Origin of the sequence: Rhizobium sp. S152 (genome assembly GCF_030380735.1) — a bacterium.
GTDB lineage: Bacteria > Pseudomonadota > Alphaproteobacteria > Rhizobiales > Rhizobiaceae > Rhizobium.
Genome location: NZ_JAUDRZ010000004.1, coordinates 141,602 through 165,755, shown reverse-complemented (window position 1 = coordinate 165,755; position 24,154 = coordinate 141,602). Strand labels below are relative to the sequence as shown.

Sequence of the window (24,154 nt, the reverse complement as noted above, 5' to 3'; positions counted from 1 at the left end):
CCCCTGGTCTACCAATTTAGCTGGGAGAACGCGGCGCAAAGCCGTGAATAAGAGGGGGGAGAAGCATGCCGGTGTTTCTGGCCGTCAGCAGGCTGATCGATGCGATCAGCCAGTTCATGGGCAAGCTGTCCGAATACATGGTGCTGTTCTGCTGTCTGATCAGCGCCGCCAACGCTCTTATCCGCTACACCTTCAACTACAGCTCCAACGGCTGGCTCGAGATCCAGTGGTATCTCTTCGCCTTCGTCGTGGTGCTGGGGGCCGCCCATACGCTCCGGATGAACGAGCATGTCCGCGTCGACCTGATCTATGGCTCGGTCTCCGAGAGAGCCAAGCTCTGGATCGATGTGGTCGGGCTGATCGTCTTCCTGCTTCCCGCCTGTCTGTTTCTCACCTGGCTCTGCTGGCCCTTTTTCTGGCTGGCCTTCAAGCAGCACGAGATCTCCGCCAATGCCGGCGGCCTGATCCGCTGGCCGGTGAAGCTGATCATGCTCGCCGGCTTCGGCCTGCTGACGCTGCAGGGGATCTCCGAGCTGATCAAGCGCATCGCCGCGCTCACCGGCCACCTTAGCATCGACACCAAATACGAAAAACCGCTGCAGTAAGCGGACCGGGAGGAGCGCCTTTGTTCGATTTCGGCATCATTCCGCCGGCCATGTTCGTGGGCATGGTCCTGTTCATGCTCTACGGTTTCCCGGTGGCCTTTTCGCTGGCCGCCGTCGGCCTTTTCTTCGGCCTGATCGGCATCGCCACCGATCACTTCAGCGAAGCCTTCCTGCAGGCCCTGCCGCTGCGAATCTTCGGCATCGTCTCCAACGACCTTTTGCTCGCCATCCCCTTCTTCACCTTCATGGGTGCGATCCTCGAGCGCTGCGGCCTGGCGGAAGATCTGCTCGAGGGCATGGGCAAGCTCTTCGGACGCGTCCCCGGCGGCCTCGCCTATGCCGTCATCCTCGTCGGAGCCGTGCTCGGCGCCATCACCGGAACGGTCGCAGCCTCGGTCATCACCATGGGCGTCATCTCGCTGCCCATCATGCTGCGCTACGGCTACAGCCCGAGGCTCGCCACCGGCGTCATCGCCGCGTCGGGCACCATCACCCAGGTCATCCCGCCCTCGCTCGTGCTTGTCGTGCTGGCCGACCAGCTCGGCAAGTCGGTGGGCGACATGTATCTCGGCGCCATCGGCCCCTCGATCCTGCAGGTGGCGATCTTCATGGGCTATATCCTGGTCCTGTCGATCCTGAAGCCGGCCAGCGTGCCGCCGCTGCCCAAGGAAGTGCGCGGCGATCTCAGCTGGGCGCTGCTTCTGAAGGTGCTGGCCGGCATGGTGCCGTCGATCGTGCTGATCTTCCTCGTACTCGGCACCATCTTCATGGGGCTCGCGACACCGACGGAGGCCGGCGCGCTCGGCGTCGTCGGCGCCATGGTGCTTGCCGCCATGCACCGCCGCCTGACCTGGCCGCTGATCCGCGAGGCCATGCGCTCCACCACCATCATCACCTCGATGGTGGTGATGATCCTGATCGGCTCCACCTGCTTCAGTCTCGTCTTCCAGGGCATGGACGGCTCGCGCTGGATCGAGCACATGCTATCGGGCATCCCCGGCGGCCCGGTGGGCTTCCTGATCTTCGTCAACATCTTCATCTTCGTGCTCGCCTTCTTCCTCGATTTCTTCGAGATTGCCTTCATCGTCATCCCGATGCTGGCCCCGGTGGCCTCGGCGCTCGGCATCGACCTGATCTGGTTCGGCGTGCTGATCTGCGTCAACATGCAGACGAGCTTCATGCACCCGCCCTTCGGCTTCGCGCTCTTCTACCTGCGCTCCATCGCCGACCGCAGCGTCAAGACCTCGGATATCTACATGGGTGCGCTTCCCTGGGTGGGCATGCAGCTCATCCTCGTCGCCATCGTGATCTTCTGGCCGCAATCGGTGACCTACTGGCTGAACAAAGGCCCGCAGGTGGATCTGAACACGATCAAGATCGAGGTGCCCGGCTTCAACGGCAATGGCCTCGGCCTGCCCCCGATGGGCGCACCCGGTGGCTCGCCGCCCGGCATGCCCGGCCTCGCTTTGCCCCCGATGAACGGGTTGCCGGGCCAGCCCCCGGCGCAGCCCAAGCCCGCGCAGCCGGACCTGAGCCAGCCGCCGGAGATCAAGTAGTTAGAAGGGCACCCTGAGCTTTCAGCAAATCCCCTCGCCACAAGGGAGAGGGGTGGAGCGGTCTTCTTTGCTCGTTGCCCTATCCATCTACCTCGCCCGCCTCCGCCCGCGCATAATGCCTTGGCGCCATCCCGACGAAGCGGGTGAAGGCGGTGCTGAAGGTGCTGGCGGAGCCGTAGCCGACATGGTCGGCGACCTCGGCGATGGCAATCTCTTTCCCGCGCAGGAGATTTTTCGCCAGCGCCATCCGCCAGGAGAGCAGGTATTCCATCGGCGCGACGCCCATGGCGCGGGTGAAGCGTTCGAAGAAGGCCGAGCGGGAAAGCGATGCCTCCCTGGCCAGTTGCGCGACGGTCCAGGCCTGCCTCGGCTTTTCGTGCATCAGGCGGATGGCGGCGGCGAGCCTGTTGTCGGAGAGACCGCGCAGCAGACCGGGCGAGGCGCCGGTGTCGGCCGAGGAACGCAACGCCTCGATCATCAGCACCTCCAGCAGGCGTTCCAGCAGCACCTCGCGCGCCGGCCTGTCGCCGCGCGCCTCCTCGGTGACGAGTTGCACCAGCGTCGACAGCCGTTTCTCACCGTGGATATGGATAAGATCGGGCAGCAGCGACACCAGCAGGCTGGCGTCGGGGGAGCCGAAGACGAAGTGGCCGACAAGCATGCGGACATCGGCCGGTGCCTCGGGATCGCCGAGCCGGGCGCCGCCCTCGACCATGGCGTGCCGTTCGAGGTCGACGCCTTCAGCCGTGTCGGCGTCATGGCTCGACAGATCGAAGTCATAGGCCGCGGGAATGAGCACGAAATCGCCCGCCACCAGCGTTACCGGCGGCAGACCGTTGACGGCGAGCCGGCACGATCCCTCGAGGATGACGTTGTAGAAGGGCTTGCCGGTTTCGGAGCGCCGGACTCGCCATGCGCCGGCGGCGCCCACCGTCTTGGAAAACGGCGCCCTCGGCTGCAGCAAGGTCACCACCTCGGCCAGCGGATCGATCATGTCAGGACGCTCGCAAATGTTTTACGGATTTTCTGATGTAGTTCGTCCTGTCAGCGCTGTCTATATCTGGGAGGTCAGCAAACAACGAAAGAGCAAGCCCATGAAAACGGTTCTCATCACCGGATGCTCGTCCGGCTTCGGCCTGGAGACCGCCCGATATTTCATCGAGCGCGACTGGAACGTCATCGCCACGATGCGCGCGCCACGGCCCGACGTGCTGCCGCAATCCGACCGGCTGCGGATGATCGCGCTGGATGTCACCGATGCCGACAGCATCCGCAACGCAGTGGAACTGGCGGGGCCAATTGACGTGCTGGTCAACAATGCCGGCATCGGCTGGCTGAACGCGCTTGAGGGAACGCCGATGGAGACGGTGCGCGATATCTTCGAGACAAACACGATCGGCACGATGGCCATGACGCAGGCGGTGCTGCCGCAGTTTCGCGCGCGGCGCGAGGGTGTGATCGTCAACGTCACCTCGACGGTCACCCTGAAGCCGCTGCATCTCCTCTCGGCCTATACGGCGAGCAAGGCTGCCGTGAACGCCTTTACCGAGGTGCTGGCGCTGGAACTCGAGCCGTTCAACATCCGCGCCCGTCTCGTCCTGCCCGGCCGCGCGCCGGACACGCGGTTCGGCGAGAACGCGCAGGGACGCATGCGCGAGGCCGGCGCCGGCTTCCCGGAGCCCTATGCCGACCTGGTCCAAAGCGTCTTCGCGCATTGGGCTGAACAGCCGGCCGATCAGATAACGCGCGCGGTCGATGTCGCCGAGGCCATATGGCGCGCCGCAACCGACCCCTCCTGCCCCATGCGCCTGCCGGCCGGGACTGACGCGGTGGCGCTGGCGGCGCAGGTGTAGGGCGCTTGTTGTGTACGGAGAAGCAGGGCTAACGCGACCGTGGCCCCAAAACGACCAAAGCCACCCGAAGGGTGGCTTTGGCACATGAGTCTCCTTGCGGAGAGACGGCGACCTTACGGCCCCGCAGATATGTTGCTTATACCGGCACACTCCTAATCAGTCAACGTCTGCGGCCTGCGCTCGATGCGTCCCGGCATACTTCACGTTGGTCACGTGGAACGCTTGTGCTCTATCTCGATCGTCAACGTGTCCTCCACTTCCGTGAGGGTTAAGGATCGAGTTTCTACAACAAAAGTCGTTTCGGCGTCCTTCATGGCAGGGAGCCAGCCTGCGATGAAGGAGTGTGCCTTTTGGAGGATGGCTGTTAGTTCATCGCCCCTCACTCTCGGTGGACTTCTGGCCATGTTGTCCAGACGTGATGTTGCCACCGTTGTCAGGTGATCGCAGATCACCCATGTGCGCTTATGATCGATCTTTGCCTGTATTTCAGCACTTAGCTCTACAGCCGCAGGATTTCTGGCGTTATCCTCATCCGTTGTGCAGGGAAGAACGGTGACCTTGCCGCGTAGCGGCGCGTTGCGGCTAACCACTATGACCGGCCGCTTTTTCCAGGGAGCGCCGGGCGGCGCAAGATAGTGCCGCCCGGTTCTCTCATCAACTGCGCAGGCCGGGCGCTTCCTGGCCGGTGCGCTCGACATATTCGGTATAGCCGCCGCCGTACTGGTGGATGCCGTCGGGGGTCAGTTCCAGCACACGGTTGGAAAGCGCCGCCAGGAAGTGGCGGTCGTGGCTGACGAAGAGCATGGTGCCTTCATACTGCGACAGCGCCTTGATTAGCATTTCCTTGGTGTCGAGATCGAGGTGGTTGGTCGGCTCGTCGAGGACGAGCAGGTTGGGCGGGTCGAAGAGCATGTGGGCCATGACCAGGCGGGCCTTTTCGCCGCCCGAGAGCACCCGGCACCTCTTCTCGACATCGTCGCCGGAAAAGCCGAAGCAGCCGGCAAGCGCACGTAGCGGCGCCTGACCGGCGCGCGGGAAGGAGCTTTCCAGCCATTCCAGCACGGTCGCCTCGCCATCCAGCAGGTCCATGGCGTGCTGGGCGAAATAGCCGAGCTTGACGCTGGCGCCGAGCGCGACGCTGCCCTCGTCCGGGTCGGTCGACCCTGTGACCAGCTTCAGGAGCGTCGACTTGCCGGCGCCGTTGATGCCCATGATGCACCAGCGTTCCTTGCGGCGAACCATGAAGTCGAGGCCCTCATAGATCGTCCGGCTGCCGTACTTCTTGTGCACGTTCTTGATGTTGATGACATCTTCCCCCGAGCGCGGCGCCGGCTGGAATTCGAAGGCGACGGTCTGGCGGCGCTTGGGCGGCTCGACGCGGTCGATCTTCTCCAGCTTCTTGACGCGGCTCTGCACCTGCGAGGCATGGCTGGCGCGCGCCTTGAAGCGCTCGATGAACTTGATTTCCTTGGCGAGCATCGCCTGCTGGCGCTCGAACTGCGCCTGCTGCTGCTTTTCGTTCTGGGCGCGCTGCTGTTCGTAGAAGCCGTAATCGCCGGAATAGCTGTTGAGCGAGCCGCCATCGATCTCGATGATCTTGGTGACGATGCGGTTCATGAACTCACGGTCGTGCGAGGTCATCAGCAGGGCGCCGTCATAGCCCTTCAGGAACTCCTCGAGCCAGATCAGGCTTTCCAGATCCAGGTGGTTGCTCGGCTCGTCGAGCAGCATGACGTCGGGGCGCATCAGAAGGATGCGGGCGAGCGCCACGCGCATCTTCCACCCGCCCGAGAGGCCGCCGACATCGCCGTCCATCATTTCCTGGCTGAAGCTCAGGCCGGCAAGCACTTCGCGGGCGCGGCCCTCCAGTGCGTAGCCGTCGAGTTCCTCGTAGCGGGCCTGCACCTCGCCGTAGCGCTCGATGATGCGGTCCATCTCGTCGAGCTTGTCGGGATCGACCATCTCGGCCTCGAGCTCGCGCAACTCGGCCGCGACGATGCTGACGGGGCCAGCGCCTTCCATGACTTCGGCCACTGCGCTGCGGCCGGACATTTCGCCGACATCCTGGTTGAAGTAGCCGATGGTAATGCCTTTGTCGGGGGAGACCTGGCCTTCATCCGGCTCTTCTTGGCCTGTTATCATGCGGAAAAGGGTGGTCTTGCCGGCGCCGTTAGGCCCGACCAAGCCGACCTTCTCGCCCCGATTCAGCGCAGCCGATGCCTCGATGAAGAGGAGACGGTGGCTGTTCTGCTTGCTGATGTTTTCGATGCGTATCATGTCACGTCTGGTCCAAACTGTTGCGGGCGCCCTTGTGCCTTGGGATCACGGGGCGCGGTCTAGATTGTCTTGTCTGATTGGCCTTGGTGTCAGGCGGGCACTTTCGCCTGGGAGGCCGCGGGCTGGCGCGTCGCGGCGTACTGCCGAACGGCGTCGCCGAAGGCCGTGAAGATCTGGTTCGAGGGCTTGTCGGTCTCGGCCCAGTATTCGGGATGCCACTGGACGCCGACGGCAAAGGCCTTGGCGTCGATCACGGAGACGGCCTCGACGGTGCCGTCCTCGGCCACCGCCTCGACAGCCAGACGCGGTGCGGTCTTCGCGATCGCCTGGCGGTGCAGCGAGTTCACCTTGACCTCGCCCGATCCGACGATGCCGGCGATGCAGGAGCCCTCGCGGATGATGACGCTCTGACGGATCTCGTACATGCCGTTGCGGTCTTTTTCCGGCGGCGTGCGGTGATCCCAGATGCCGGGCTGGTCCTGGATTTCGCTTGCCAGCGTGCCGCCAAGCGCGACGTTCAGCTCCTGGATGCCGCGGCAGATGGCGAGCAGCGGAATGGCCCGGTCGAGGGCGCGGCGGATCAGCGGCAGGGTAGTGGCGTCGCGGGCGGGGTCGAAGGGGCCGTCGGCCTCGGTGGCTTCCATGCCGTAGAGCGAGGGATGGACATTGGTGGCCGAGCCGGAGACCAGCACGCCATCGACACGGTCAAGGATGGCATCGGTGTCGTAACCCTCCTCGAAGGCGGGGATGATGAAGCTCATCACGCCGGCAGCGTTCAGCGCTGCACGCACGTATTGATGCTGTACGGCATGCCAGTCGGTGCCATTGAAGGCGCGGATATCGGCGGGTATGGCGACGATGGGCTTGGTCATGGATTTTCCGGAGTGTGCGGGTCAACCATCTGAGAAACCAGAATGGCCTTGATGTCAACGTTTCCGCGCAATCCCGGGCGGAATTGCGGCGGATCGTGCCCGTTCCGTCGCCTTGCCGCCCAGCCACTGATTCGGGCCGAAGTGCCGGGCCTGCCATATTGCGGTCGTGATCCCAAAGACTAATGGCGCGACGCTTGAATCACCTGCGTCCGCATGCTTAGCTTCCTGTCGTTCTGCGGGTGGGGAGAATTTGGCCTCGCAGATTGAACCCATGGGAGGTTTTTGATGGATCGTCGTTCATTCTTCAAGAAGGCAGGAACAGCGGGCGCCGGTGCCGTCGCCGCAACGGCTTTGGCGGCACCCGCCATCGCGCAGGAAAATCCCAAGATTGCCTGGCGCATGACATCCTCGTTTCCGAAGAGCCTGGACACGATCTACGGCGCGGCCGACGATATCGCCAAGCATCTGGCCGCCTCCACCGACGGCAACTTCACGATCCAGCCCTTTGCCGCGGGCGAGATCATTCCCGGCCTGCAGGCGGCCGATGCCGTCAGCGCCGGCACGGTGGAAGCCGCGCATACCTGCTCCTACTATTTCGTCGGCAAGGACCCGACCTACGCAATCGGCACGGCCATTCCCTTCGGTCTCAACGGCCGCCTCACCAATGCCTGGTTCTACGAGGGCAACGGCAACAAGCTGATGAACGAATTCTACGCCACGCAGGGCATCTACGGCCTGCCGGCGGGCAATACCGGCGCTCAGATGGGTGGCTGGTTCCGCAAGGAAATCAATACGCTGGATGATCTGAAGGGCGTCAAGATGCGCATCGCCGGCCTTGCCGGCCAGGTGATCAGCAAGGTCGGCGTCATCCCGCAGCAGATCGCCGGCGGCGATATCTATCCGGCGCTGGAAAAGGGCACGATCGACGCGTCGGAGTTCGTCGGCCCCTATGACGACCTGAAGCTCGGGCTGCACAAGGTCGCCAAGTACTACTATTATCCCGGCTGGTGGGAGGGCGGCCCGACGGTGCATGCCTTCTTCAACCTGGAAAAGTGGAACAGCCTGCCGAAGCACTACCAGGCGGCGCTCACCGATGCCTGCGCCTTCGCCAACACCAACATGATGGCGAAGTACGACATGAAGAACCCGCCGGCGCTGAAGCAGCTTGTGGCCGAGGGCGCGACGCTTAGACCCTTCAGCCAGGAAATCATGGAAGCCTGCTTCCAGGCCTCGCTCAACATCTACGCGGAAATCTCGGGCTCGAACCCCTACTTCAAGAAGATCTACGAGGACCAGACCGCGTTCAAGCGCGACGCCTATCTGTGGATGCAGCTGTCGGAATATACCTTCGATACGTTCATGATGATCCAGCAGCGGGCCGGGAAGATTTAGGGCAAGTTTTAAGACCCCACCCAAACCCCTGCCCACAAGTGGAGGGGCTCGGGAGGGGCTTTCGCCTGATCCCGATCGCTCGTTCCGCATCGCCTCGCCGTCTTCCACCCTACCCCACCGCGTTCTATAAAAGCGGCAATCAGATTCGGGAGGAGCCGCTTCATGGGACATGTGCCGGCCGCCAATTGGGCGGAGAGTTTTCACTACAGCTTTCGCGACTGCCTGCGCCCCGCCTCCGCCGACGAGGTCTCCACGATCGTGGCGCGTTCAACCGCCATCAAGACGCTGGGCTCACGCCACTCCTTCAACGCCATCGTCGATGGCGAAGTCGCACTGTCGCTCGCCGGCCTTCCGATCGATGCGGCGATCTCGGATGATCGCAGGCAGGTGTCCGTCGGTGCGCATTGCACTTACGGCGACCTCGCTCTTTTCCTGCATGAGCACAAGCTCGCCATCCACAATCTCGCTTCGCTGCCGCATATCTCGATCGCCGGGGCCATCGCCACCGCCACCCATGGTTCGGGCGACCGCAACGGCAATCTCGCGACCGCCGTCGCCGGGATGGAGATCGTCACCGGCGACGGCAGCGTCGTCACGGTGCGGCGCGGCGATCCCGATTTTGCCGGCATGGTCGTGCATCTCGGCGCGCTCGGCGTCGTCACCCGCGTCACGCTCGATGTCGTGCCGGAGTTCGAGGTGGCGCAGTCGGTCTATGACGGACTGAGCTGGGACGCGCTGCTCGCCAACCTCGACGAGATCACCGCCTCCGCCTACAGCGTCAGCGTCTTCACGCAATGGCGCGATATAGCCGGCTCGCTCTGGCTGAAGAGCACGGACACATCAAGCGAGCCTGCGGTCATCATCCGCGGCGCGCGCCGCGCAGACGTCAAGCGTCATCCGATCAGCGGACTGGACGCCAAGAACGCCACCGACCAGCTCGGCGTCTTCGGCCGCTGGTCCGATCGGCTGCCGCACTTCAAGATGGGATTCACGCCGAGCAACGGCGAGGAGATCCAGTCCGAGTTCCATATCCCAAGGCGCCATGCGGTCGCCGCCATCGAGGCGCTGCTGTCGGTCCGAGACCGCTTCGCGCATCTCGCCCAGGCCGGCGAATTCCGCACTGTTGCCGCCGACGATCTCTGGATGAGCCCGCAATATGGCAACGACACGCTGTCTGTGCATTTCACCTGGGTGCGCGACCAGAAGGCCGTCGATACCGCCGTCGGCCATATCGAGGAAGCATTGTCTCCTTTCGAGGTCCTGCCGCACTGGGGCAAGGTCTTCAGCCGCCGCCATGTCGGCGTGCATTACGAGCGTCTGGGGGATTTCGCGCGGCTGCGCGAAAACATGGACCCCGAACGCAAGTTCTCCAATCCCTGGCTGGAAGAGGTCGTCTTCGGCGTTCGAACGGCCTAGCCGCGGGTCGCCCAGCGGATGCCTGCGGCAAAGGCAAGCCCGAGCAGCGGCCACACCGCCCAGAAGACGCCGTGCCACGACAGCAGGTTGATACCGATCAGCCCCAGCCCGATGATCCCGAACGCCGCCATCCGCTTGTCGATAAGCGCCTGGCTTCTGGCCCATTGCATGGCCGCAAGAAGCGCCAGCGCCAGGAGCGGCCAGGCGGCCCAGAACACACCGCTCCAGGTCAAAGCGTTGATGACGATAAGCGCCGCCGCGATCACCGCGAACAACGCCAGCGCCCGGCGCGCGTAAAGGACCTGCCGCTCGGGTGAGACAGTCAAAGAGGCCGCCGGTCTCGAGGTGCCGGCCGGGTGCCTGGCACCACCCTGCTCGCCCTCGCCGATCCTGACGGCATAGCTCGGCACCGCCTCCGCGACGTTCTTGACCTCAAGCGGCCCGAGAAAATCGAACCCGACGGCCACCTTGTTGCGCACCTGGTCGTAGACGGTATTCGATATCACCACGCCGCCTGCCGGTGCCTGCGCCTGCAGCCGCGCCGCAATGTTGACGCCGTCGCCGTAGATGTCATCGCCCTCGACGATCACGTCGCCGAGGTTGATACCGATCCTGAACTGCATACGCCCGTCGGCCGGCCGCGCGGCGTTGAGGCCGGCAAGCTCGTTCTGCACGTCCACCGCCGCGCGCACCGCCTCGACGACGCTCGGGAATTCCGCGATCAGCCCGTCGCCCCAGGTGTTGATCACCCGACCGCCATGCGCGCCGATCAGCCCCGACATCCGGTCGCGATAACGCTTCAGGGTCGCGAGCGTCCCCTCCTCGTCGGCACCCATCAGCCGCGTATAGTCCTGCACGTCGGCGGAAAAGATCGTCGTCAACTTGCGCTGCGTTTCGCTCACCATGCCTGACTCTCCATGGTCTCAAGACGTCGAACGAACATCGAATCCTACACATGGCGGCGGCGCCAGCACAAACCGCAGCCTTGCTGCGACCGATCACCCCTTCAGCGGCGTTTCCGGCACCGGCGCAAGTGGCTCACCCTTCTCGAACCATCCAGCCAGATTGTCGACGACCATGTCGGCCATGGCATTGCGTGTCGGTACCGAGCCGGAGGCAAGATGCGGGAGCAGCACGGCGTTCGGCAGGTCGAGCAGCGCCGCCGGCACATGCGGTTCGTCGTAGAAGACATCGAGACCGGCGGCACCGATGGCGCCGGATTTCAGCGCCGCGGCCAGCGCCTCCTCGTCCACCGTCCAGCCGCGACCGACATTGACGAACACGCCTTCGGGACCGAGCGCCGACAGGATTTCGGCATTGATCGTCTTGTGCGTCTGCGGCGTTTTCGGAACGATCGCGATCATCGTATCGACGGCTTCGGCGAGGTCCTTCAGCGTCGGATAGTAGTCATAGGGCACATCGGCATTGCGGGTGCGGGTGTGGTAGCTGATCTTGACCTTGAACGGTTCCAGCCGCTTGGCGATCTCCTGGCCGATGCGGCCGAGGCCGTAAATCCCGACATGCCGGCCCTTCAGCGAAAAGCGCGACAGCGGGTAGCTTTTCCCCGGCGTCCAGTTGCCGGCGCGCAGCCAGTTCTCGGCGCGCGGAAATTCGCGGACGGTGTTGAGGAGCAGCCCAATCGCCGTATCCGCGACCTCGTCGTTGAGCACGTCAGGCGTGTTCGTCACGACCACACCCTTCGTCGCCGCATGCTTGGCATCGACATTGTCATAGCCGACGCCGAAGCTGGAGATCACTTCGAGATTGGGAAGCGCGTCGATAGAAGCCGCTTTGAACGTGCCCGAGACCGCCACACCGCGAATGCGCTTGGCCATCTCCGCGTCGAGCGACGCCGCATCGGCCTCGATGACATCGTAACGCTCCTTCAGACGCGCAAGAGCACGCTCGTGCATTTTCCCGGGGACGAGAACGGCGATGCGGGACATGATATTTCCTCTTCGGTTGTCGCCTGCCCAAACGGGCGAGGATGAATGGACCGGATCAGGACCGCGGTCGGTAGGGGCTGGTCGACTGGCGGATGCGCATCTCGGGCTTGATGAGATGGATGCCGTCGGGTTCGTGGCTGCCGGATAGACGGTCGAGCAGGGCACGCGCGGCGAGCCGACCGACTTCGGCCTGGCCGTTCCAGACGGTGGTCAGCGCCGGCATCGAGATCGACGCCTCCTCGAGATCGTCATAGCCGGTGACCGAGATATCCTTGCCGGGCACGAGGCCGGCGCGGGCAATACCGTTCATCAGGCCGATGGCGACGAGATCGTTCCAGCAGACGGCGGCGGTCGGCTTCTGCGGCAGCGACAGGAAATGCACCGCCGCCTCGAAACCGCCCTGCATCGAGCGCGGGCCGGGAATGCGCAGGCCCGGATCGACTTCGATCTCGGCCTTGCGCAACGCGTTGACGTAACCCTGGTAGCGGTCGCGGCCGGTGGATGTCTGGTCTGTGCCGCCGATCATCGCGATCGAGCGGTGGCCGAGGCCGATCAGGTGATTGGTGGCAAGCGAGATGCCGTAGCTGTCGTCGCCGCGATAAGTCGGCAGGTCCGACCCGTCCATCGAGCGGGCGACGAGAATGGCGGGCATGCCGTTATCCTCGGCGAGCTGCATGTCCTCGGGCGGCGTGCCGATCGCCGGTGACATGATGACGCCGTCACCCCCGAGCTGCAGCAGCGTCTCGATGAAGGTGCGCTGCTTCTCGACCGAATCGTAATGATTGGAGAGAATGAAGGTTTGCCGGCTACGGTCGAGCTCGCTCTCGATCGCCTTGAGAATCTCGCCATAGAACGGGTTCATGATGTCGTGCACGACGACGCCGATGATGCCGGAGCGCGAGGTGCGCAGGCTGGCTGCGCGGCGGTTGTAGATATAGCCCAGCGCCCGCGCCTGCTCCTTGATCTTGTCGCGCGTGGCGCCGGCGACGAGCGGGCTGTCGCGTAAGGCAAGGGATACGGTCGCGGTGGAAATGCCGAGTGTTTCGGCGATGGTGGAAAGCTTGATCTTCTGAGCCACGTGTCCTCCCCAGGCAACGCGCGGGTTTCGTCATGCACGCCGCTCGATATCGATGCCGAGCGCTCTTAAAATATTTAATTAAAAGATTAAACCCGAGGAGGCAATTCTAAATTCACAATTCCGTCAAATTTCCTCCGGCTCGTCGAAGGCGACGGCCTCGGTCTGCAGGTTCACCTCCATGGCCTTGAGCAGGCGAACGAGGTTGCGGATTTCCTTTTCGGAGAACTCCTGGGTTGCAAGAAGATCGCAGGCCGAGGCAGCCTTTTCGATCGCCTGCACGCTACCGCGCCCGAGCTCGGTCAGATAGACCTTGGTCAGGCGCGCGTCGTCGGCATCGGCCTTGCGCTCGAGAAAGCCCTGCGCCTCCATGCGGCCGATCGTGCGGGTCATGGTCGGCGCCTTGACGCCGAGTTTCTGCGCCAGCCCGCCCGCCGTCATGCCGTCGCTTTCGGCCAGCGACAGGATCACCCCGTCCTGGCCGGCATAAAGTCCGCTCGCAAGCAGGTTGCGCGACAACACGGTGCGCATCGACCGTGCGGCCTGCGTCAAAGCCGGCGAAAGATCGACCACCGTATATTCGGTCTGGTCCTTCTTCTTCGACTTCTGTTTCTTGCCGTCCTTGTGCTTCTTGCCCATCGCCATCCCTCTGATCGTGCCCCGCCGCGTTTCTGGACCGGGCCACCGCGCGACGACAGTTTAATTGGCGCCCAAGCCTCCCGCCAAATCGGTTTTGATTTAAAGGCTTATGCGTTAAGCGTTGAGAACGTTGCGTTATGACATTGCGCATGATCTCGTCATAAACAAGAGGCCTTAGCCGGATGATAGCGCCCAAAGCCGAATTCGAGGACAACGATCCGCAGCTTTCGCCCGCCGAGCGCGACCGCTGGATCGCCATCCTGCCGCTTGGCGCCCACGAGCAGCATGGCCCGCACCTCCCCTTCGAGACCGACACGCTGATCGCCGACGGCATCGTTAGCAGGCTCAAAATAGCCCTACCCTCGACCCTTCCCGCAACCTTCCTGCCGACGGAATCAGTCGGCTACTCAATCGAGCATATGGATGTGACAGGAACGCAAACGCTGGCTTACGGCGAAGCGATCGAACGCTGGCTCGGTATCGCGGGCAAACTGTCGCGGCTGGGCATCCGCAAATTCGTCATGCTCAACGCCCATGGCGGCAATTCTCCGCTGATGACGATCGTCGCCACCGAGGCCCGCGTGCGCTTCGACATGCTCGCCGTCGCCACCAGCTGGACCCGCTTCGGTCTGCCTGATGGCGTGATCTCTCCGGAAGAAAAGGCGATCGACATCCACGGCGGCGATATCGAGACCTCGGTGATGCTGGCGCTACACCCCGACAAGGTGGACATGGCCAAGGCCGAGAACTTCCCCTCCCGCCAATCCGACTTCGCCGCCCGCTACAAGCACCTGCGCGCCTACGGTCCGCACGCCTTCGGCTGGAAAATGTCCGACCTCAACCAGCAAGGTGTCGCCGGGAATGCCGCCAAGGCAACAGCCGAAAAGGGAGAGGCGCTGATCACCCATGCGGTGAAGGGGCTGGTGGAATTGCTGAAGGATGTGAACGCCTTCGACGTGGACGCGCTGACATAGCGGGCGCTTGTATCGGCCCGGTCTTTTCATCATATTGATTGTAATCGCAGTGGCTCACTGAGGAGGCCCGCATGCGCATTTCCGTGAAGGAGGCTGAAGGCCAGCTGACAGAACTGATCCGCCTTGCCAATCAGGGCGAGGAGATTGTGTTGACGCAGGATGGTCAGCCGGCCGCTCGCCTTGAGGCGGCAACCACATTCATCGATGATCCGGTCAAGCGGGAACATTTCATTCAGCGCCTGCGGAATGACGCCACAAGGCCACCACTCAGCCGTGAGGAAAAGTCCCGGTTGATCGACAAACTGCAGGAAGAGGTACGGCAGTTGAACCTGCCACCCGGCCCGGACGCCGCTCATAGCCAGGATTTCCTCTACGATGAAGACGGCCTGCCGAAGTGATCGCCGTCGACACGTCGGCATTGATCGCGATCCTGGCGAACGAACCGCAGGCACCTTCCTGCCGCAAGATATTTGAAGGCGAGGACCTCATCTTGGTGTCGGCTGGGACGGTGCTTGAGGCGCTAATCGTCGCAGCGAAGAGAGGGATGTCCGGCCAGATGCGCGCGATTCTTTCGGCCGTCACCGTGAAGATTGTCGATGTCACCCCAGCCCGCGCCGAACTCGCCGCCACCGCCTACACCAACTGGGGCAAGAACTTCCATCCCGCCTCGCTGAATTTCGGCGATTGCTTCTCCTACGCCACGGCCAAGGAATTCAATTGCCCCTTGCTTTTCATTGGCAACGACTTCGCCCAGACCGATATTCCATCGGCTATCGCAACCTCCACATCCTAATGTGATCTTATAACATACGAATCCCTTTGAACTGCCGCGCCGCACCCCTTATATGAGACGACGAATTTGAAAGGCCCGGGACAAACACCCGAGCAAGCCCCCATCGATCGAGGTTCTCATGACCGACGCTATTCCCACGCAGCCGAAGCCCATTCCCGTCACCGTTCTTACCGGCTACCTCGGCGCCGGCAAGACGACGCTTCTGAACCGCATCCTGACGGAAGCGCATGGCAAGAAGTATGCCGTCATCGTCAACGAGTTCGGCGAGATCGGCATCGACAACGATTTGATCGTCGAATCCGACGAAGAGATCTACGAGATGAACAATGGCTGCGTCTGCTGCACGGTACGCGGCGACCTCATCCGCGTCGTCGAAGGCCTGATGCGCCGCCCCGGCCGCTTCGACGGCATTATCGTCGAGACGACGGGCCTTGCCGATCCGGTGCCTGTTGCACAGACCTTCTTCATGGATGACGACGTCCGCGCCAAGACCGAGCTCGATGCCGTTGTCGCCCTCGTCGACGCCAAGCATCTGCCGCTGCGCCTGAAGGACAGCCGCGAGGCCGAAGACCAGATCGCCTTTGCCGACGTTGTCCTGATCAACAAGACCGACCTCGTCACCCCGGAAGAACTGACCGTCATCGAGGATGTCGTCCGCGCCATCAACCCCTCGGCCCGCGTCTACAAGACCAGCCGCTCCGGCGTCGATCTCGCCCGCGTGCTCGACCAGGGCGCCTTCAACCTCGAGCGTGCGCTGGAAAACGACCCGCACTTCCTCGACCACGATCATGACGACCACGTCTGCGGTCCCGATTGCGACCACGATCACGGCCATCATCACCATGCGCATGATCACGATCATCACCACCATGATCATGACCACGGACATGACCACCACCACGATCATGACCACGATCACCACCATCATGGCGCCGTCTCCCCGATCCACGACGTGACGGTGCAGTCGGTTTCGCTGCGCGGCGGCGAGATGATCGCCGAACGCTTCTTTCCCTGGATCCAGAAGATCACCCAGACGCAGGGCCCGAATATCCTGCGCCTCAAGGGCATCATCGCCTTCAAGGACGACCCCGAGCGTTATGTCGTGCAAGGCGTTCACATGATCATCGAGGGCGACCACCAGCGCCCCTGGAAGGACGGCGAGAAGCACGAGACCCGTCTCGTCTTCATCGGCCGCGAACTCGACCGCGAAAAGCTCGAAGCCTCCTTCAAGGCGTGCGAGGCTGCTGCCTGATGCCGACTGTTGCCCCGTTCGACCTCGACGGCCATATCCTGGCCGTCGAATTTTTAGGTGATACCCCCTTCTTCGCCAGCGCCGCCGGCACGTTTCACCGGCTGGACGGCTCGGACAAGGTCACCGAAGCCCATCAGGGCATGCTGACCTGCATCCGCGATCCGTATAGTGAAAGCCTGATCTCGGGCGGCGAGGACGGCAAGGTGCTGCGTATCGCCGCCGATGGCAGCGTCACCGAGCTGGCGCATGCGCCGCGCAAGTGGATCTCGCAGCTTGCCGCCGGCCCGCAGGGTGCCATCGCCTATGCTTACGGGAAGAGCGCCATCGTCCGCCTCGCCGACGGCACGACTCGCGAATTCACCGAGGAACGCACCGTCGAAGGTCTCGCCTTCGCGCCGAAGGGCATGCGCGTCGCCGCCGCCCGCTATAATGGCGTGTCGCTGCACTGGGTCGCCGGCGACGCCAAGCCGATCGATCTCGAATGGAAGGGCGCACACACCGGCGTCACCTTCTCGCCCGACGGCAATTTCCTCGTCACCACAATGCAGGAAAACGCCCTGCATGGCTGGAAGCTCGACATCAAGCCGGGCTCCGAAGCCCGCCACATGCGCATGACCGGCTATCCCGCCAAGGTGAAGTCGCTCTCCTGGTCGGCCAAAGGCAAGTGGCTGGCCTCCTCGGGCGCGCCGGCCGCCATCGTCTGGCCCTTCCAGGGCAAGGACGGCCCCATGGGCAAGGCGCCGCTCGAACTCGGCACCCGCGCCAACATCATGGCGACCTCGGTCAAGTTCCACCCGGCCGAGGATATCCTCGCCATCGGCTTCATCGACGGCATGATCCTCGCCGTCCGCCTCGCCGACAGCAAGGAAGCGCTGATCCGCCGCCCCGGCAAGGGCGCGATATCAGCCATGAGCTGGAGCAAGAACGGCAAGCTGCTGGCCTTCGCTTCGGAAGCCGGCGATTGCGGCGTGGTCGATATCGCCGCTTAAGGCATGTGATAAAGACATTCGCGAAACAGAGAGCCTAAACCAGATGCCGCAGACCGGAAACGCCATCGCCGAAACCGCAGCCGCCAACGATGCCTCGGCATGGGTGTCGATCCGCGCCGAAGCTTTGGCGCTGTGCGAGTGCGAACCGGTGCTGCGGCCTATTTTGACATCGCAGGTAATCGACGCCGCGGATAATGCCGCCATCGTCGCCCGCGTGCTCGCCGCCCGCCTCTCGCGCGCCGATGTCGATACGGCGGCGCTGACGACGCTTCTCCAGGAGACGCTGACGACCGATATCCTCGCCGATATCGAGGCAGACCTGATGGCGGTGCGCCAGCGTGATCCGGCCTGCACGACCTATCTGCATGCGCTGCTCAACCTGAAGGGCTTCCACGCCCTGCAGATCCACCGCGCGGCTCATGCCTTGTGGAACGAGGGCCGCGTCGAGATCGCCAGCTGGCTTGCCAATCTCGCCTCGCTTGTCTTCGGCCCGGATATCCATCCTGCGGCCAGGATCGGTTCCGGCATCATGCTCGACCATGGTTCCGGCATCGTCATTGGCGAAACCGCCGTCATCGAGGACGAGGTTTCGATCCTGCAGGACGTGACGCTCGGCGGCACCGGCAAGGAAACCGGAGACCGCCACCCGAAGATCCGCCGCGGCGTGATGATTGGCGCCGGCGCCAAGATCCTCGGCAATATCGAGATCGGCGCCTACAGCAAGGTGGCGGCCGGCAGCGTGGTGGTGAAGCCGGTTCCGGCCCATTGCACGGTGGCAGGCGTCCCGGCATCGGTGGTGCGCATCCATCCGGCCAGCGAAATCCCCGCCGAGAACATGGATCAGAATATCTGAGCCGTGAGCTAAGCCGCCTGCTCTTGCGCCGGTGATGCCTCTACCCGGTCGCGGCCCTGCCGCTTGGAGGCATAGAGCGCAGTATCGGCCCGTTCCAGAAGCTTCTTGAAATCAATATCGGAACCGCTGCAGGCTGCGACGCCGATGCTCAGTGTCGGAAGCGATGCGAACACCGCCATCGCCGCAACCTGCTCCGAAAACGCCAGCCTCATCCGCTCGGCGACCGCAATCGCTCCGTCCTCGGCGGTATTCTTCAGCACCACGAGAAACTCGTCGCCACCATGGCGCGACAGGAGGTCATCGGGCCGCAGCACGCTGCGCGCGGCGCTGGAAAACAGCCGGAGCACATCGTCTCCGACGAGATGACCGTGCTGGTCGTTCAGCTGCTTGAAATGATCGATATCGACCACCAGCAATGCCAAGGCATGGGCATCGCGCACCGGCAGCCTCTGCGCCAGACCGCCGCGGTTGAGCGCCCCCGTCAACGGATCATGATGCGCCAACGCGATCAGTTCGCCCCTGTTGCGCTCCGCCGCCATCAGCACGATCAGCATGCTGCGCAGCGCCAGGAAGATGACCGCCGTAGACGCCATCCAGCTATGGGCGGCGGTCGTGCCGTAAGGATCAGGACCCGCAATCTCGCCCGTTGCCGCCATGCCGGCACGAACAAGGAAAATCGCTGCCGTCGGCAGATATAGCCATGCCAGCAGACCCGCCGAGAAAAGCTTCTCGCGCCTATAGATACCGATACCTTCGCGCAGCACCGTCAGATCGCACAGGCAGCAGACCGCCGAGACATAGAACAACCGCATGGACACAGCCATGTCGCCGCTGGGCAGAGCCGCGACCGGAAGGCTGATGAAGACGAGCGCCAACGCGCAAACCCGCATCGACACCGGCCGGCCCGCGAGCACGCGGATGGCGAAGAAGGTCAGCAGGTAACCGGCAATGGTCAGCACATTGCCCAGCTGGATCGACAGCACATAGGGGATGAAATCGCGCAGGCAGACGAGCAGTGTCCCGACGCCAAGCACCAGGTAGCTTGAGCCCCACCAGGCCGGCCAGCGGCCGAATCGCCCGGTCCAATAGCTCGCCATATGCGCGCTTCCGAGAACCAGGAGCGTCATCGCGGACACGACATAGATCGTCCGCAGGTCCAAAATCATCTACGCGCCTCCAATAAACGGCGCGGACACCTTACGAGATCGCTATTGCGTTTTGATTGGAACGCTTGATCGCATTTTAATCAATGGGCCGAAAACCCCGCTCAGACAGGGCGCGCCGCGGCGATGATCTCGGAGAGAAGTCCGTGCAGCGCATCACGGTAGCCTGTTCTTGCCGAAGGGCCGCTTTCATCCGATGTCATCACGACGGTCAACTTGAGCGACGGCACGATGTAGAGCATCTGGCCGCCATAACCCCAGCCGAAATGCACCTCTTCGCCGCCGATCTGCCGCGAGAACCAGCCGTAACCGTAGTCGTCGCCCGAGAAGCGCGAATTGGTGCGGTGCTGCCAGGACTGGGCAACCCAGTCGGCAGGAACGACCTGCGTACCGTCCGCAGCCTTGCCTCCGTTGCGATAGAGTTCTCCGAAGGCAAGCAGCGAGCGCGCAGTCATCGCCATCTGGTTGCCGCCGAGATAGATCCCCTGCGGATCCCGTTCCCAAGCGCCGATGCGAAAGCCGTCGACGGGCGCCAGCCATTCGCGCGCTAAGGCGAGCGTCGATTTTCCGCCAACCTTCGTCAGGATCGCCGAGAGCAGATGGGTCGATGCGGTGGAATAAAGCATCTGCCCGCCTGGCTCGTCATCGAACGGCTGCGCGAGCGCGAAACGCACCCAGTTGCGCGACGACACCCAGCGCCCGTAGTTCGGGCCGGAGAGACGACCGAGCCCCGCCTGCATGGAGAGCAGGTTGCCGATCGTGATCTCGCCGAGCCTCGGATCGGCATTGTCGGGCAGGTCGGCCTTCAGGATCGGCGCGATCTTCTGGTCCGGCCCATCGAGCAGGCCCTTGCCGATGGCGATGCCGACGAGGCTCGAGATGATCGACTTGGAAGCCGATTTGATATTGACCGACTCCCCAGCCGAATGGCCGCGATAGCCGTGCTCCGCGATGATTTCGCCATCTCTCGCGACGACGACGGTCTTCAACGGCCGCAGTTCCTCGCGTGTCGAACCACTGCCATCCAGCAACGCGGCGACCGGGTTTAGCTGCTGTGCGCTGGCGGCGAATGGCGAGAGCGACAGAATGGCGATGAAGAGCAGGTGTTTGATCATGCCTGGATATCTAAGTCGGCGCACAACGAAATCACCCGCCGCGCGGCATCTCTCACGCGGATTTGACACCTTATGATCGTGCCTGTCGCAAGATCAGCGATGCACGCACCGGCGTGTTATCGAACTCCGCTTCTGTGCCCTCGTGTATTTGCCGATCTGTCCGGCAGGGCACTTCTTGTCGTCGAACAAAACGGATTGCCCCGGCGTCAGCGTCTTCAACGTCGGAGGTGTGGTGACGACAGGCGTCTGAGCGGATGCGCCTGATATGTCCACGAGAGACAGCATGCAGGCAGCAGAAATGCAGGCGATGATCGACCGTGTCATATTCCATCCCCCTCAATATATGACATCTCTAATATATTGTGCTGCAATTGAGATCGACACAAGCGCCGCCAAAGGGAGTAGGCAGCACCATACGCCGCGCGGAAAGATTTTCCGCGACGATCTGCCAAAATGGGGAATGGGCAGGCGGCAAGCAGATGAATGGTATGTCAGGCTGTTCCGCCTGCCCGATCGTTTCAGGATTTCCAGCTTTTCCAGACCGGCAGGAGCGTCTCCCGACCTGGCTTCCCCGGAGAATCATCCGCCCTGACGGCATCCGATCCACCTTCGACGACCATCATCGCACTCCGGAATATGAACAGAAGATCGACCGGTTCATGAACCCGGCTCCCTGTGCAATGACAAGGCTAGTCTAGGCATGCTAAGGGCTTACGGGGATAATCGATGCCGACGCTTTAATTTATAACACTGTTTTTATTGCATAATTTTAGAAGGAACCATGAATTTCATCCCCAAAAAGGAGAAGCTGCGGTGTTGCTAAAATATCGTTAAAATTCACCGTCACAGTTTTTTGTTCATCTACCGTTCAGAAAACTCTTGGGAATGCCGCTTTTTGCGCTCACACTCGAAGCCTGAGAATAGGAGTGCATGAATGATTCTAAAGGCCACAGCCGCAGCGACCATATTCGCCGTCTATGCTTTCACGATGTTTTTCATCGCAGCCATACCTGAGAATATCGTCCAAACCGCCGGAACACAGCTGGTTGATGCCAGCGTCGTAAAATAACCGGCAGGCGACAAGACACTGAGGGGACATGGCCGCCGGATTTCCGGCGCGCCGAAATCGAAAGCCTCGCGTTCAGCCAATAAGAAAGCCCCTCCCCATAGGGGAGAGGCTCCTGCCGATCAGGCCGCCCTGCGGATCGGCGCGCTGGTCAGCATCCGTCCCGTCGGGACAATCATGCCGGCCGCGCCGTCAAGCCAGCCCTCGATGAGCTCCAACGCCAGGAAGCGCGAGCGTTCGAAGGGACCCGGCATGACGAGATGTTGAGCCTTCTCGGCGAAGAAGCCGAAACGCTCGTAATAAGGGGCATCGCCAACAAGCAGCACAGCACCGTGACCACGGTTCTTCGCCTCCAGCACGGCGGCACGCATCAGCGCGGAACCGACGCCCTTGCCTTCGAAGCTGGAATCCACCGCAAGCGGGCCGAGCAGCAGCGCATCGACAGGCATGCCTTCGGCGCTGACACCGGCCTCGACGTTCCACAGGCGCACGGTACCGATCACGTGACCGTTGCGGTCACGCGCCACCAGCGCCAGGCCTTCCGCCGACACGCGGCCGCGGCGTATCTTTTCCGACGACTTCTTGCGGCGGTTCGGGCCCATGGCGCGATCGAGCAGGTTTTCGCGCGCCACGACATCGCCGGGGTTTTCGGCGTCGATGGTGAAGACAGAAGGCGCAAAATATGCGCGGACAGAATCAAGAACAGCGGCCATCGTGGCCTCCCGAACTCAAAACCGTTTCAAACGGTATCGTCAGATCATTGTGAAGGTGCCGCCCCGGCTGGCTACGGGGCGAGCTGCATTAGATGATATAGGCCTTCAGCGGCTCGAAGCCGTTGAACGCGACCGCCGAATAGGTGGTCGTGTAGGCGCCGGTGCCTTCGATCAGGATCTCGTCGCCGATCGAAAGGGTGATCGGCAGCGGGTAGAGATTCTTTTCGTACAGCACGTCGGCCGAATCGCAGGTCGGGCCGGCGATGACGCAGGGCTCCATCTCGTCGCCGTCGCGCTCGGTGCGGATCGGGTAACGAATGGCTTCGTCCATCGTTTCGGCCAGACCGCCGAACTTGCCGATGTCGAGGAACACCCAGCGAGCGGCGTCGTTGTCCGACTTCTTCGAGATCAGCACGACTTCCGTCTTGATGACGCCGGCGTTGCCGACCATGCCGCGGCCCGGCTCGATGATCGTCTTCGGCAGGTTGTTGCCGAAGTGATCACGAAGGCTCTGGTAGATCGCACGACCGTAAGCTTCAGCCGACGGAACGTCGCGCAGGTACTTGGTCGGGAAGCCGCCGCCCATGTTGACCATCTGCAGGTGGATGCCCTGCTTGGCCAGCTGAACGAAGACGCGCTTGGCATCGGCAAGCGCCGAATCCCAGGCATCGACCTTGGTCATCTGCGAGCCGACGTGGAACGACACACCGTAGGATTCGAGGCCCAACTGGTGAGCGTAGACGAGAACGTCGACGGCCATCTGCGGCACGCAGCCGAACTTGCGGCTGAGCGGCCATTCGGCGCCTTCGCCATCGGTCAGAACGCGGCAGAACACGCGGGCGCCGGGAGCGGCACGCGAGATCTTCTCGACTTCCTCGTGGCTGTCGACCGCAAAGAGGCTGACGCCGAGCGCATGCGCGCGGGCAACGTCACGTTCCTTCTTGATCGTGTTGCCGTAGGAGATACGGGCAGCGGTCGCACCGGCGTTGAGCGCCATTTCGATTTCGGCGACGGACGCGCAATCGAAGTTGGAGCCCATGTCGGCGAGCAGCTTCAGGACCTCTGGAGCCGGGTTAGCCTTGACGGCGTAGTAGATGGCGCTGTCAGGCATGGCGTGACGGAAGGCGGAGAAATTGTCGCGCACGACGTCGAGGTCGACCACGAGGCAGGGACCGTCGGGACGTCGGGTTGCGAGAAAGTCGCGGATGCGCTGAGTGGTCATGTCAATCCCTTTTCCAGTTCCAGAGCTCCGGAAAAACCGGAGGACAAAGGGCAATCGATCACTCGCATAGGAACCAGCCGGTGGAGACCCCGGAACCTTAGCAAGCGCTCGAATGCGCGAATAGTGAATCAACGCCGCATAAGCGACATGGATCCGGCTTTGTCTGCCATGGATTGGAGGGGGTTCCCTACCGCACTTCCGGCAATGAAGGTGTGCCTCTTCAGTAACCCCCGCTGATGGAAAGCAGGGAGAGAACAAAAAGGCCCGCACCGTCGTTGCTTCAGGCGTCCTCGCATTTTCCGGTTGGCCGGAATAGCGACTGGAGGGGTTAATTCCAGGTACCTTACCGATTTCCTCACCAATTCGAGGGTTCGGCGGACACC

Annotated in this window: 25 protein-coding genes; 12 read left to right on the top strand and 13 right to left on the bottom strand. The window is 62.7% G+C overall.

The features are described from left to right. The first annotated feature begins 65 nt into the window (after window positions 1-65). Together QTL95_RS07510 and QTL95_RS07505 are read left to right on the top strand one after the other, a co-directional pair. Entirely contained in the window at window positions 66-605 is a 540-nt protein-coding gene (locus QTL95_RS07510) for a TRAP transporter small permease subunit (protein ID WP_289719360.1), read from the top strand. A gap of 20 nt (window positions 606-625) precedes the next feature. Next, window positions 626-2,161, top strand: coding sequence for a TRAP transporter large permease (locus QTL95_RS07505; protein WP_289719359.1), 1,536 nt, complete (start codon window positions 626-628; stop codon window positions 2,159-2,161). 79 nt (window positions 2,162-2,240) lie between these two features. Here the strand turns inward: QTL95_RS07505 and QTL95_RS07500 are convergent, their stop codons facing one another. Continuing rightward, window positions 2,241-3,155 (bottom strand): AraC family transcriptional regulator, encoded by a 915-nt coding sequence (locus tag QTL95_RS07500; RefSeq protein WP_289719358.1) that lies wholly within the window; start codon window positions 3,153-3,155, stop codon window positions 2,241-2,243. Between the two features lie 100 nt (window positions 3,156-3,255). Between QTL95_RS07500 and QTL95_RS07495 the strand changes: the two genes are divergently transcribed. After that, on the top strand, window positions 3,256-4,014 hold the full coding sequence (locus tag QTL95_RS07495; protein WP_289719357.1) for an SDR family oxidoreductase: 759 nt from the start codon (window positions 3,256-3,258) through the stop codon (window positions 4,012-4,014). A gap of 209 nt (window positions 4,015-4,223) precedes the next feature. Here QTL95_RS07495 and QTL95_RS07490 read toward each other — a convergent pair whose 3' ends face one another. From QTL95_RS07490 to QTL95_RS07480, 3 genes are all read right to left on the bottom strand, one after another. Next, on the bottom strand, window positions 4,224-4,712 hold the full coding sequence (locus QTL95_RS07490) for a type II toxin-antitoxin system PemK/MazF family toxin (RefSeq protein ID WP_289719356.1): 489 nt from the start codon (window positions 4,710-4,712) through the stop codon (window positions 4,224-4,226). After that, on the bottom strand, window positions 4,669-6,291 hold the full coding sequence (locus QTL95_RS07485; protein ID WP_289719355.1) for an ABC-F family ATP-binding cassette domain-containing protein: 1,623 nt from the start codon (window positions 6,289-6,291) through the stop codon (window positions 4,669-4,671). Before QTL95_RS07485 ends, QTL95_RS07490 begins: the two co-directional genes overlap by 44 nt. Window positions 6,292-6,380: 89 nt before the next feature. Beyond that, on the bottom strand, window positions 6,381-7,163 hold the full coding sequence (locus QTL95_RS07480; RefSeq protein WP_289719354.1) for a gamma-glutamyl-gamma-aminobutyrate hydrolase family protein: 783 nt from the start codon (window positions 7,161-7,163) through the stop codon (window positions 6,381-6,383). Between the two features lie 285 nt (window positions 7,164-7,448). On the opposite strand from QTL95_RS07480, the gene QTL95_RS07475 reads away from it, so the two are divergent. Both QTL95_RS07475 and QTL95_RS07470 read left to right on the top strand, forming a co-directional pair. Beyond that, window positions 7,449-8,555 (top strand): TRAP transporter substrate-binding protein, encoded by a 1,107-nt coding sequence (locus tag QTL95_RS07475; RefSeq protein ID WP_289719353.1) that lies wholly within the window; start codon window positions 7,449-7,451, stop codon window positions 8,553-8,555. Window positions 8,556-8,717: 162 nt separating this feature from the next. After that, window positions 8,718-9,971, top strand: a complete 1,254-nt coding sequence (locus QTL95_RS07470) for a D-arabinono-1,4-lactone oxidase (protein WP_289719352.1) — start codon at window positions 8,718-8,720, stop codon at window positions 9,969-9,971. On the opposite strand, the gene QTL95_RS07465 is transcribed toward QTL95_RS07470, so the two are convergent. The 4 genes from QTL95_RS07465 to QTL95_RS07450 form a co-directional block, all read right to left on the bottom strand. Further along, entirely contained in the window at window positions 9,968-10,873 is a 906-nt protein-coding gene (locus QTL95_RS07465) for an adenylate/guanylate cyclase domain-containing protein (protein WP_289719582.1), read from the bottom strand. The genes QTL95_RS07470 and QTL95_RS07465 overlap by 4 nt on opposite strands. 96 nt (window positions 10,874-10,969) lie before the next feature. Next, the gene (locus tag QTL95_RS07460) at window positions 10,970-11,917 is read right to left on the bottom strand and encodes a 2-hydroxyacid dehydrogenase (protein ID WP_289719351.1); all 948 of its coding nucleotides are present in this window, start codon (window positions 11,915-11,917) and stop codon (window positions 10,970-10,972) included. 55 nt (window positions 11,918-11,972) lie between these two features. Next, window positions 11,973-12,995, bottom strand: coding sequence for a LacI family DNA-binding transcriptional regulator (locus tag QTL95_RS07455; RefSeq protein WP_289719350.1), 1,023 nt, complete (start codon window positions 12,993-12,995; stop codon window positions 11,973-11,975). Window positions 12,996-13,118: 123 nt separating this feature from the next. Beyond that, the gene (locus tag QTL95_RS07450; RefSeq protein ID WP_289719349.1) at window positions 13,119-13,631 is read right to left on the bottom strand and encodes a MarR family winged helix-turn-helix transcriptional regulator; all 513 of its coding nucleotides are present in this window, start codon (window positions 13,629-13,631) and stop codon (window positions 13,119-13,121) included. A 182-nt stretch (window positions 13,632-13,813) separates the two neighbouring features. Here QTL95_RS07450 and QTL95_RS07445 point away from each other — a divergent pair, with 182 nt between their 5' ends. The 6 genes from QTL95_RS07445 to cysE all read left to right on the top strand — a co-directional run bounded on the left by QTL95_RS07445 (window position 13,814) and on the right by cysE (window position 18,492). Further along, a complete protein-coding gene (locus QTL95_RS07445; RefSeq protein ID WP_289719348.1) occupies window positions 13,814-14,605 on the top strand; it encodes a creatininase family protein in 792 nt (263 codons plus the stop codon). Window positions 14,606-14,676: 71 nt separating this feature from the next. After that, window positions 14,677-15,003 (top strand): type II toxin-antitoxin system Phd/YefM family antitoxin, encoded by a 327-nt coding sequence (locus tag QTL95_RS07440; RefSeq protein WP_289719346.1) that lies wholly within the window; start codon window positions 14,677-14,679, stop codon window positions 15,001-15,003. Then, on the top strand, window positions 15,000-15,398 hold the full coding sequence (locus tag QTL95_RS07435) for a type II toxin-antitoxin system VapC family toxin (protein WP_289719345.1): 399 nt from the start codon (window positions 15,000-15,002) through the stop codon (window positions 15,396-15,398). Before QTL95_RS07440 ends, QTL95_RS07435 begins: the two co-directional genes overlap by 4 nt. Window positions 15,399-15,516: 118 nt before the next feature. After that, window positions 15,517-16,650, top strand: coding sequence for a CobW family GTP-binding protein (locus tag QTL95_RS07430; RefSeq protein WP_289719344.1), 1,134 nt, complete (start codon window positions 15,517-15,519; stop codon window positions 16,648-16,650). Next, window positions 16,650-17,639: a WD40 repeat domain-containing protein gene (locus QTL95_RS07425; RefSeq protein ID WP_289719343.1), complete on the top strand. Its 990-nt coding sequence runs from the start codon at window positions 16,650-16,652 to the stop codon at window positions 17,637-17,639. Before QTL95_RS07430 ends, QTL95_RS07425 begins: the two co-directional genes overlap by 1 nt. Window positions 17,640-17,682: 43 nt before the next feature. Further along, the gene (gene cysE / locus QTL95_RS07420; RefSeq protein ID WP_289719342.1) at window positions 17,683-18,492 is read left to right on the top strand and encodes a serine O-acetyltransferase; all 810 of its coding nucleotides are present in this window, start codon (window positions 17,683-17,685) and stop codon (window positions 18,490-18,492) included. An 8-nt stretch (window positions 18,493-18,500) separates the two neighbouring features. Here the strand turns inward: cysE and QTL95_RS07415 are convergent, their stop codons facing one another. The 3 genes from QTL95_RS07415 to QTL95_RS28550 form a co-directional block, all read right to left on the bottom strand. Continuing rightward, window positions 18,501-19,658, bottom strand: coding sequence for a GGDEF domain-containing protein (locus QTL95_RS07415; RefSeq protein WP_289719341.1), 1,158 nt, complete (start codon window positions 19,656-19,658; stop codon window positions 18,501-18,503). A 101-nt stretch (window positions 19,659-19,759) separates the two neighbouring features. After that, entirely contained in the window at window positions 19,760-20,770 is a 1,011-nt protein-coding gene (locus QTL95_RS07410) for a serine hydrolase domain-containing protein (protein WP_289719340.1), read from the bottom strand. A 93-nt stretch (window positions 20,771-20,863) separates the two neighbouring features. Further along, window positions 20,864-21,055, bottom strand: coding sequence for a DUF6719 family protein (locus QTL95_RS28550; protein ID WP_336622277.1), 192 nt, complete (start codon window positions 21,053-21,055; stop codon window positions 20,864-20,866). On the opposite strand from QTL95_RS28550, the gene QTL95_RS07405 reads away from it, so the two are divergent. Next, window positions 21,054-21,362, top strand: coding sequence for a hypothetical protein (locus QTL95_RS07405; protein ID WP_289719339.1), 309 nt, complete (start codon window positions 21,054-21,056; stop codon window positions 21,360-21,362). The genes QTL95_RS28550 and QTL95_RS07405 overlap by 2 nt on opposite strands. A 596-nt stretch (window positions 21,363-21,958) precedes the next feature. Here the strand turns inward: QTL95_RS07405 and QTL95_RS07400 are convergent. Next, a complete protein-coding gene (locus QTL95_RS07400; RefSeq protein ID WP_289719338.1) occupies window positions 21,959-22,549 on the bottom strand; it encodes a GNAT family N-acetyltransferase in 591 nt (196 codons plus the stop codon). An 88-nt stretch (window positions 22,550-22,637) separates the two neighbouring features. Beyond that, on the bottom strand, window positions 22,638-23,771 hold the full coding sequence (gene odc2 / locus QTL95_RS07395) for an ornithine/lysine decarboxylase (RefSeq protein ID WP_289719336.1): 1,134 nt from the start codon (window positions 23,769-23,771) through the stop codon (window positions 22,638-22,640). Window positions 23,772-24,154: the final 383 nt, after the last annotated feature.

Excerpts from the sequence above, each read along its gene's own strand:
- QTL95_RS07510 (WP_289719360.1), top strand. The coding sequence starts at position 66 with ATGCCGGTGTTTCTGGCCGTCAGCAGGCTGATCGATGCGATCAGCCAG.
- QTL95_RS07500 (WP_289719358.1), bottom strand. The coding sequence starts at position 3,155 with ATGATCGATCCGCTGGCCGAGGTGGTGACCTTGCTGCAGCCGAGGGCG.
- QTL95_RS07495 (WP_289719357.1), top strand. The coding sequence starts at position 3,256 with ATGAAAACGGTTCTCATCACCGGATGCTCGTCCGGCTTCGGCCTGGAG.
- QTL95_RS07490 (WP_289719356.1), bottom strand. The coding sequence starts at position 4,712 with ATGTCGAGCGCACCGGCCAGGAAGCGCCCGGCCTGCGCAGTTGATGAG.
- QTL95_RS07485 (WP_289719355.1), bottom strand. The coding sequence starts at position 6,291 with ATGATACGCATCGAAAACATCAGCAAGCAGAACAGCCACCGTCTCCTC.
- QTL95_RS07480 (WP_289719354.1), bottom strand. The coding sequence starts at position 7,163 with ATGACCAAGCCCATCGTCGCCATACCCGCCGATATCCGCGCCTTCAAT.
- QTL95_RS07475 (WP_289719353.1), top strand. The coding sequence starts at position 7,449 with ATGGATCGTCGTTCATTCTTCAAGAAGGCAGGAACAGCGGGCGCCGGT.
- QTL95_RS07470 (WP_289719352.1), top strand. The coding sequence starts at position 8,718 with ATGGGACATGTGCCGGCCGCCAATTGGGCGGAGAGTTTTCACTACAGC.
- QTL95_RS07460 (WP_289719351.1), bottom strand. The coding sequence starts at position 11,917 with ATGTCCCGCATCGCCGTTCTCGTCCCCGGGAAAATGCACGAGCGTGCT.
- QTL95_RS07450 (WP_289719349.1), bottom strand. The coding sequence starts at position 13,631 with ATGGGCAAGAAGCACAAGGACGGCAAGAAACAGAAGTCGAAGAAGAAG.
- QTL95_RS07445 (WP_289719348.1), top strand. The coding sequence starts at position 13,814 with ATGATAGCGCCCAAAGCCGAATTCGAGGACAACGATCCGCAGCTTTCG.
- QTL95_RS07440 (WP_289719346.1), top strand. The coding sequence starts at position 14,677 with ATGCGCATTTCCGTGAAGGAGGCTGAAGGCCAGCTGACAGAACTGATC.
- QTL95_RS07430 (WP_289719344.1), top strand. The coding sequence starts at position 15,517 with ATGACCGACGCTATTCCCACGCAGCCGAAGCCCATTCCCGTCACCGTT.
- QTL95_RS07425 (WP_289719343.1), top strand. The coding sequence starts at position 16,650 with ATGCCGACTGTTGCCCCGTTCGACCTCGACGGCCATATCCTGGCCGTC.
- cysE (WP_289719342.1), top strand. The coding sequence starts at position 17,683 with ATGCCGCAGACCGGAAACGCCATCGCCGAAACCGCAGCCGCCAACGAT.
- QTL95_RS07415 (WP_289719341.1), bottom strand. The coding sequence starts at position 19,658 with ATGATTTTGGACCTGCGGACGATCTATGTCGTGTCCGCGATGACGCTC.
- QTL95_RS07410 (WP_289719340.1), bottom strand. The coding sequence starts at position 20,770 with ATGATCAAACACCTGCTCTTCATCGCCATTCTGTCGCTCTCGCCATTC.
- QTL95_RS07405 (WP_289719339.1), top strand. The coding sequence starts at position 21,054 with ATGCAGGCAGCAGAAATGCAGGCGATGATCGACCGTGTCATATTCCAT.
- QTL95_RS28550 (WP_336622277.1), bottom strand. The coding sequence starts at position 21,055 with ATGCTGTCTCTCGTGGACATATCAGGCGCATCCGCTCAGACGCCTGTC.
- QTL95_RS07400 (WP_289719338.1), bottom strand. The coding sequence starts at position 22,549 with ATGGCCGCTGTTCTTGATTCTGTCCGCGCATATTTTGCGCCTTCTGTC.
- odc2 (WP_289719336.1), bottom strand. The coding sequence starts at position 23,771 with ATGACCACTCAGCGCATCCGCGACTTTCTCGCAACCCGACGTCCCGAC.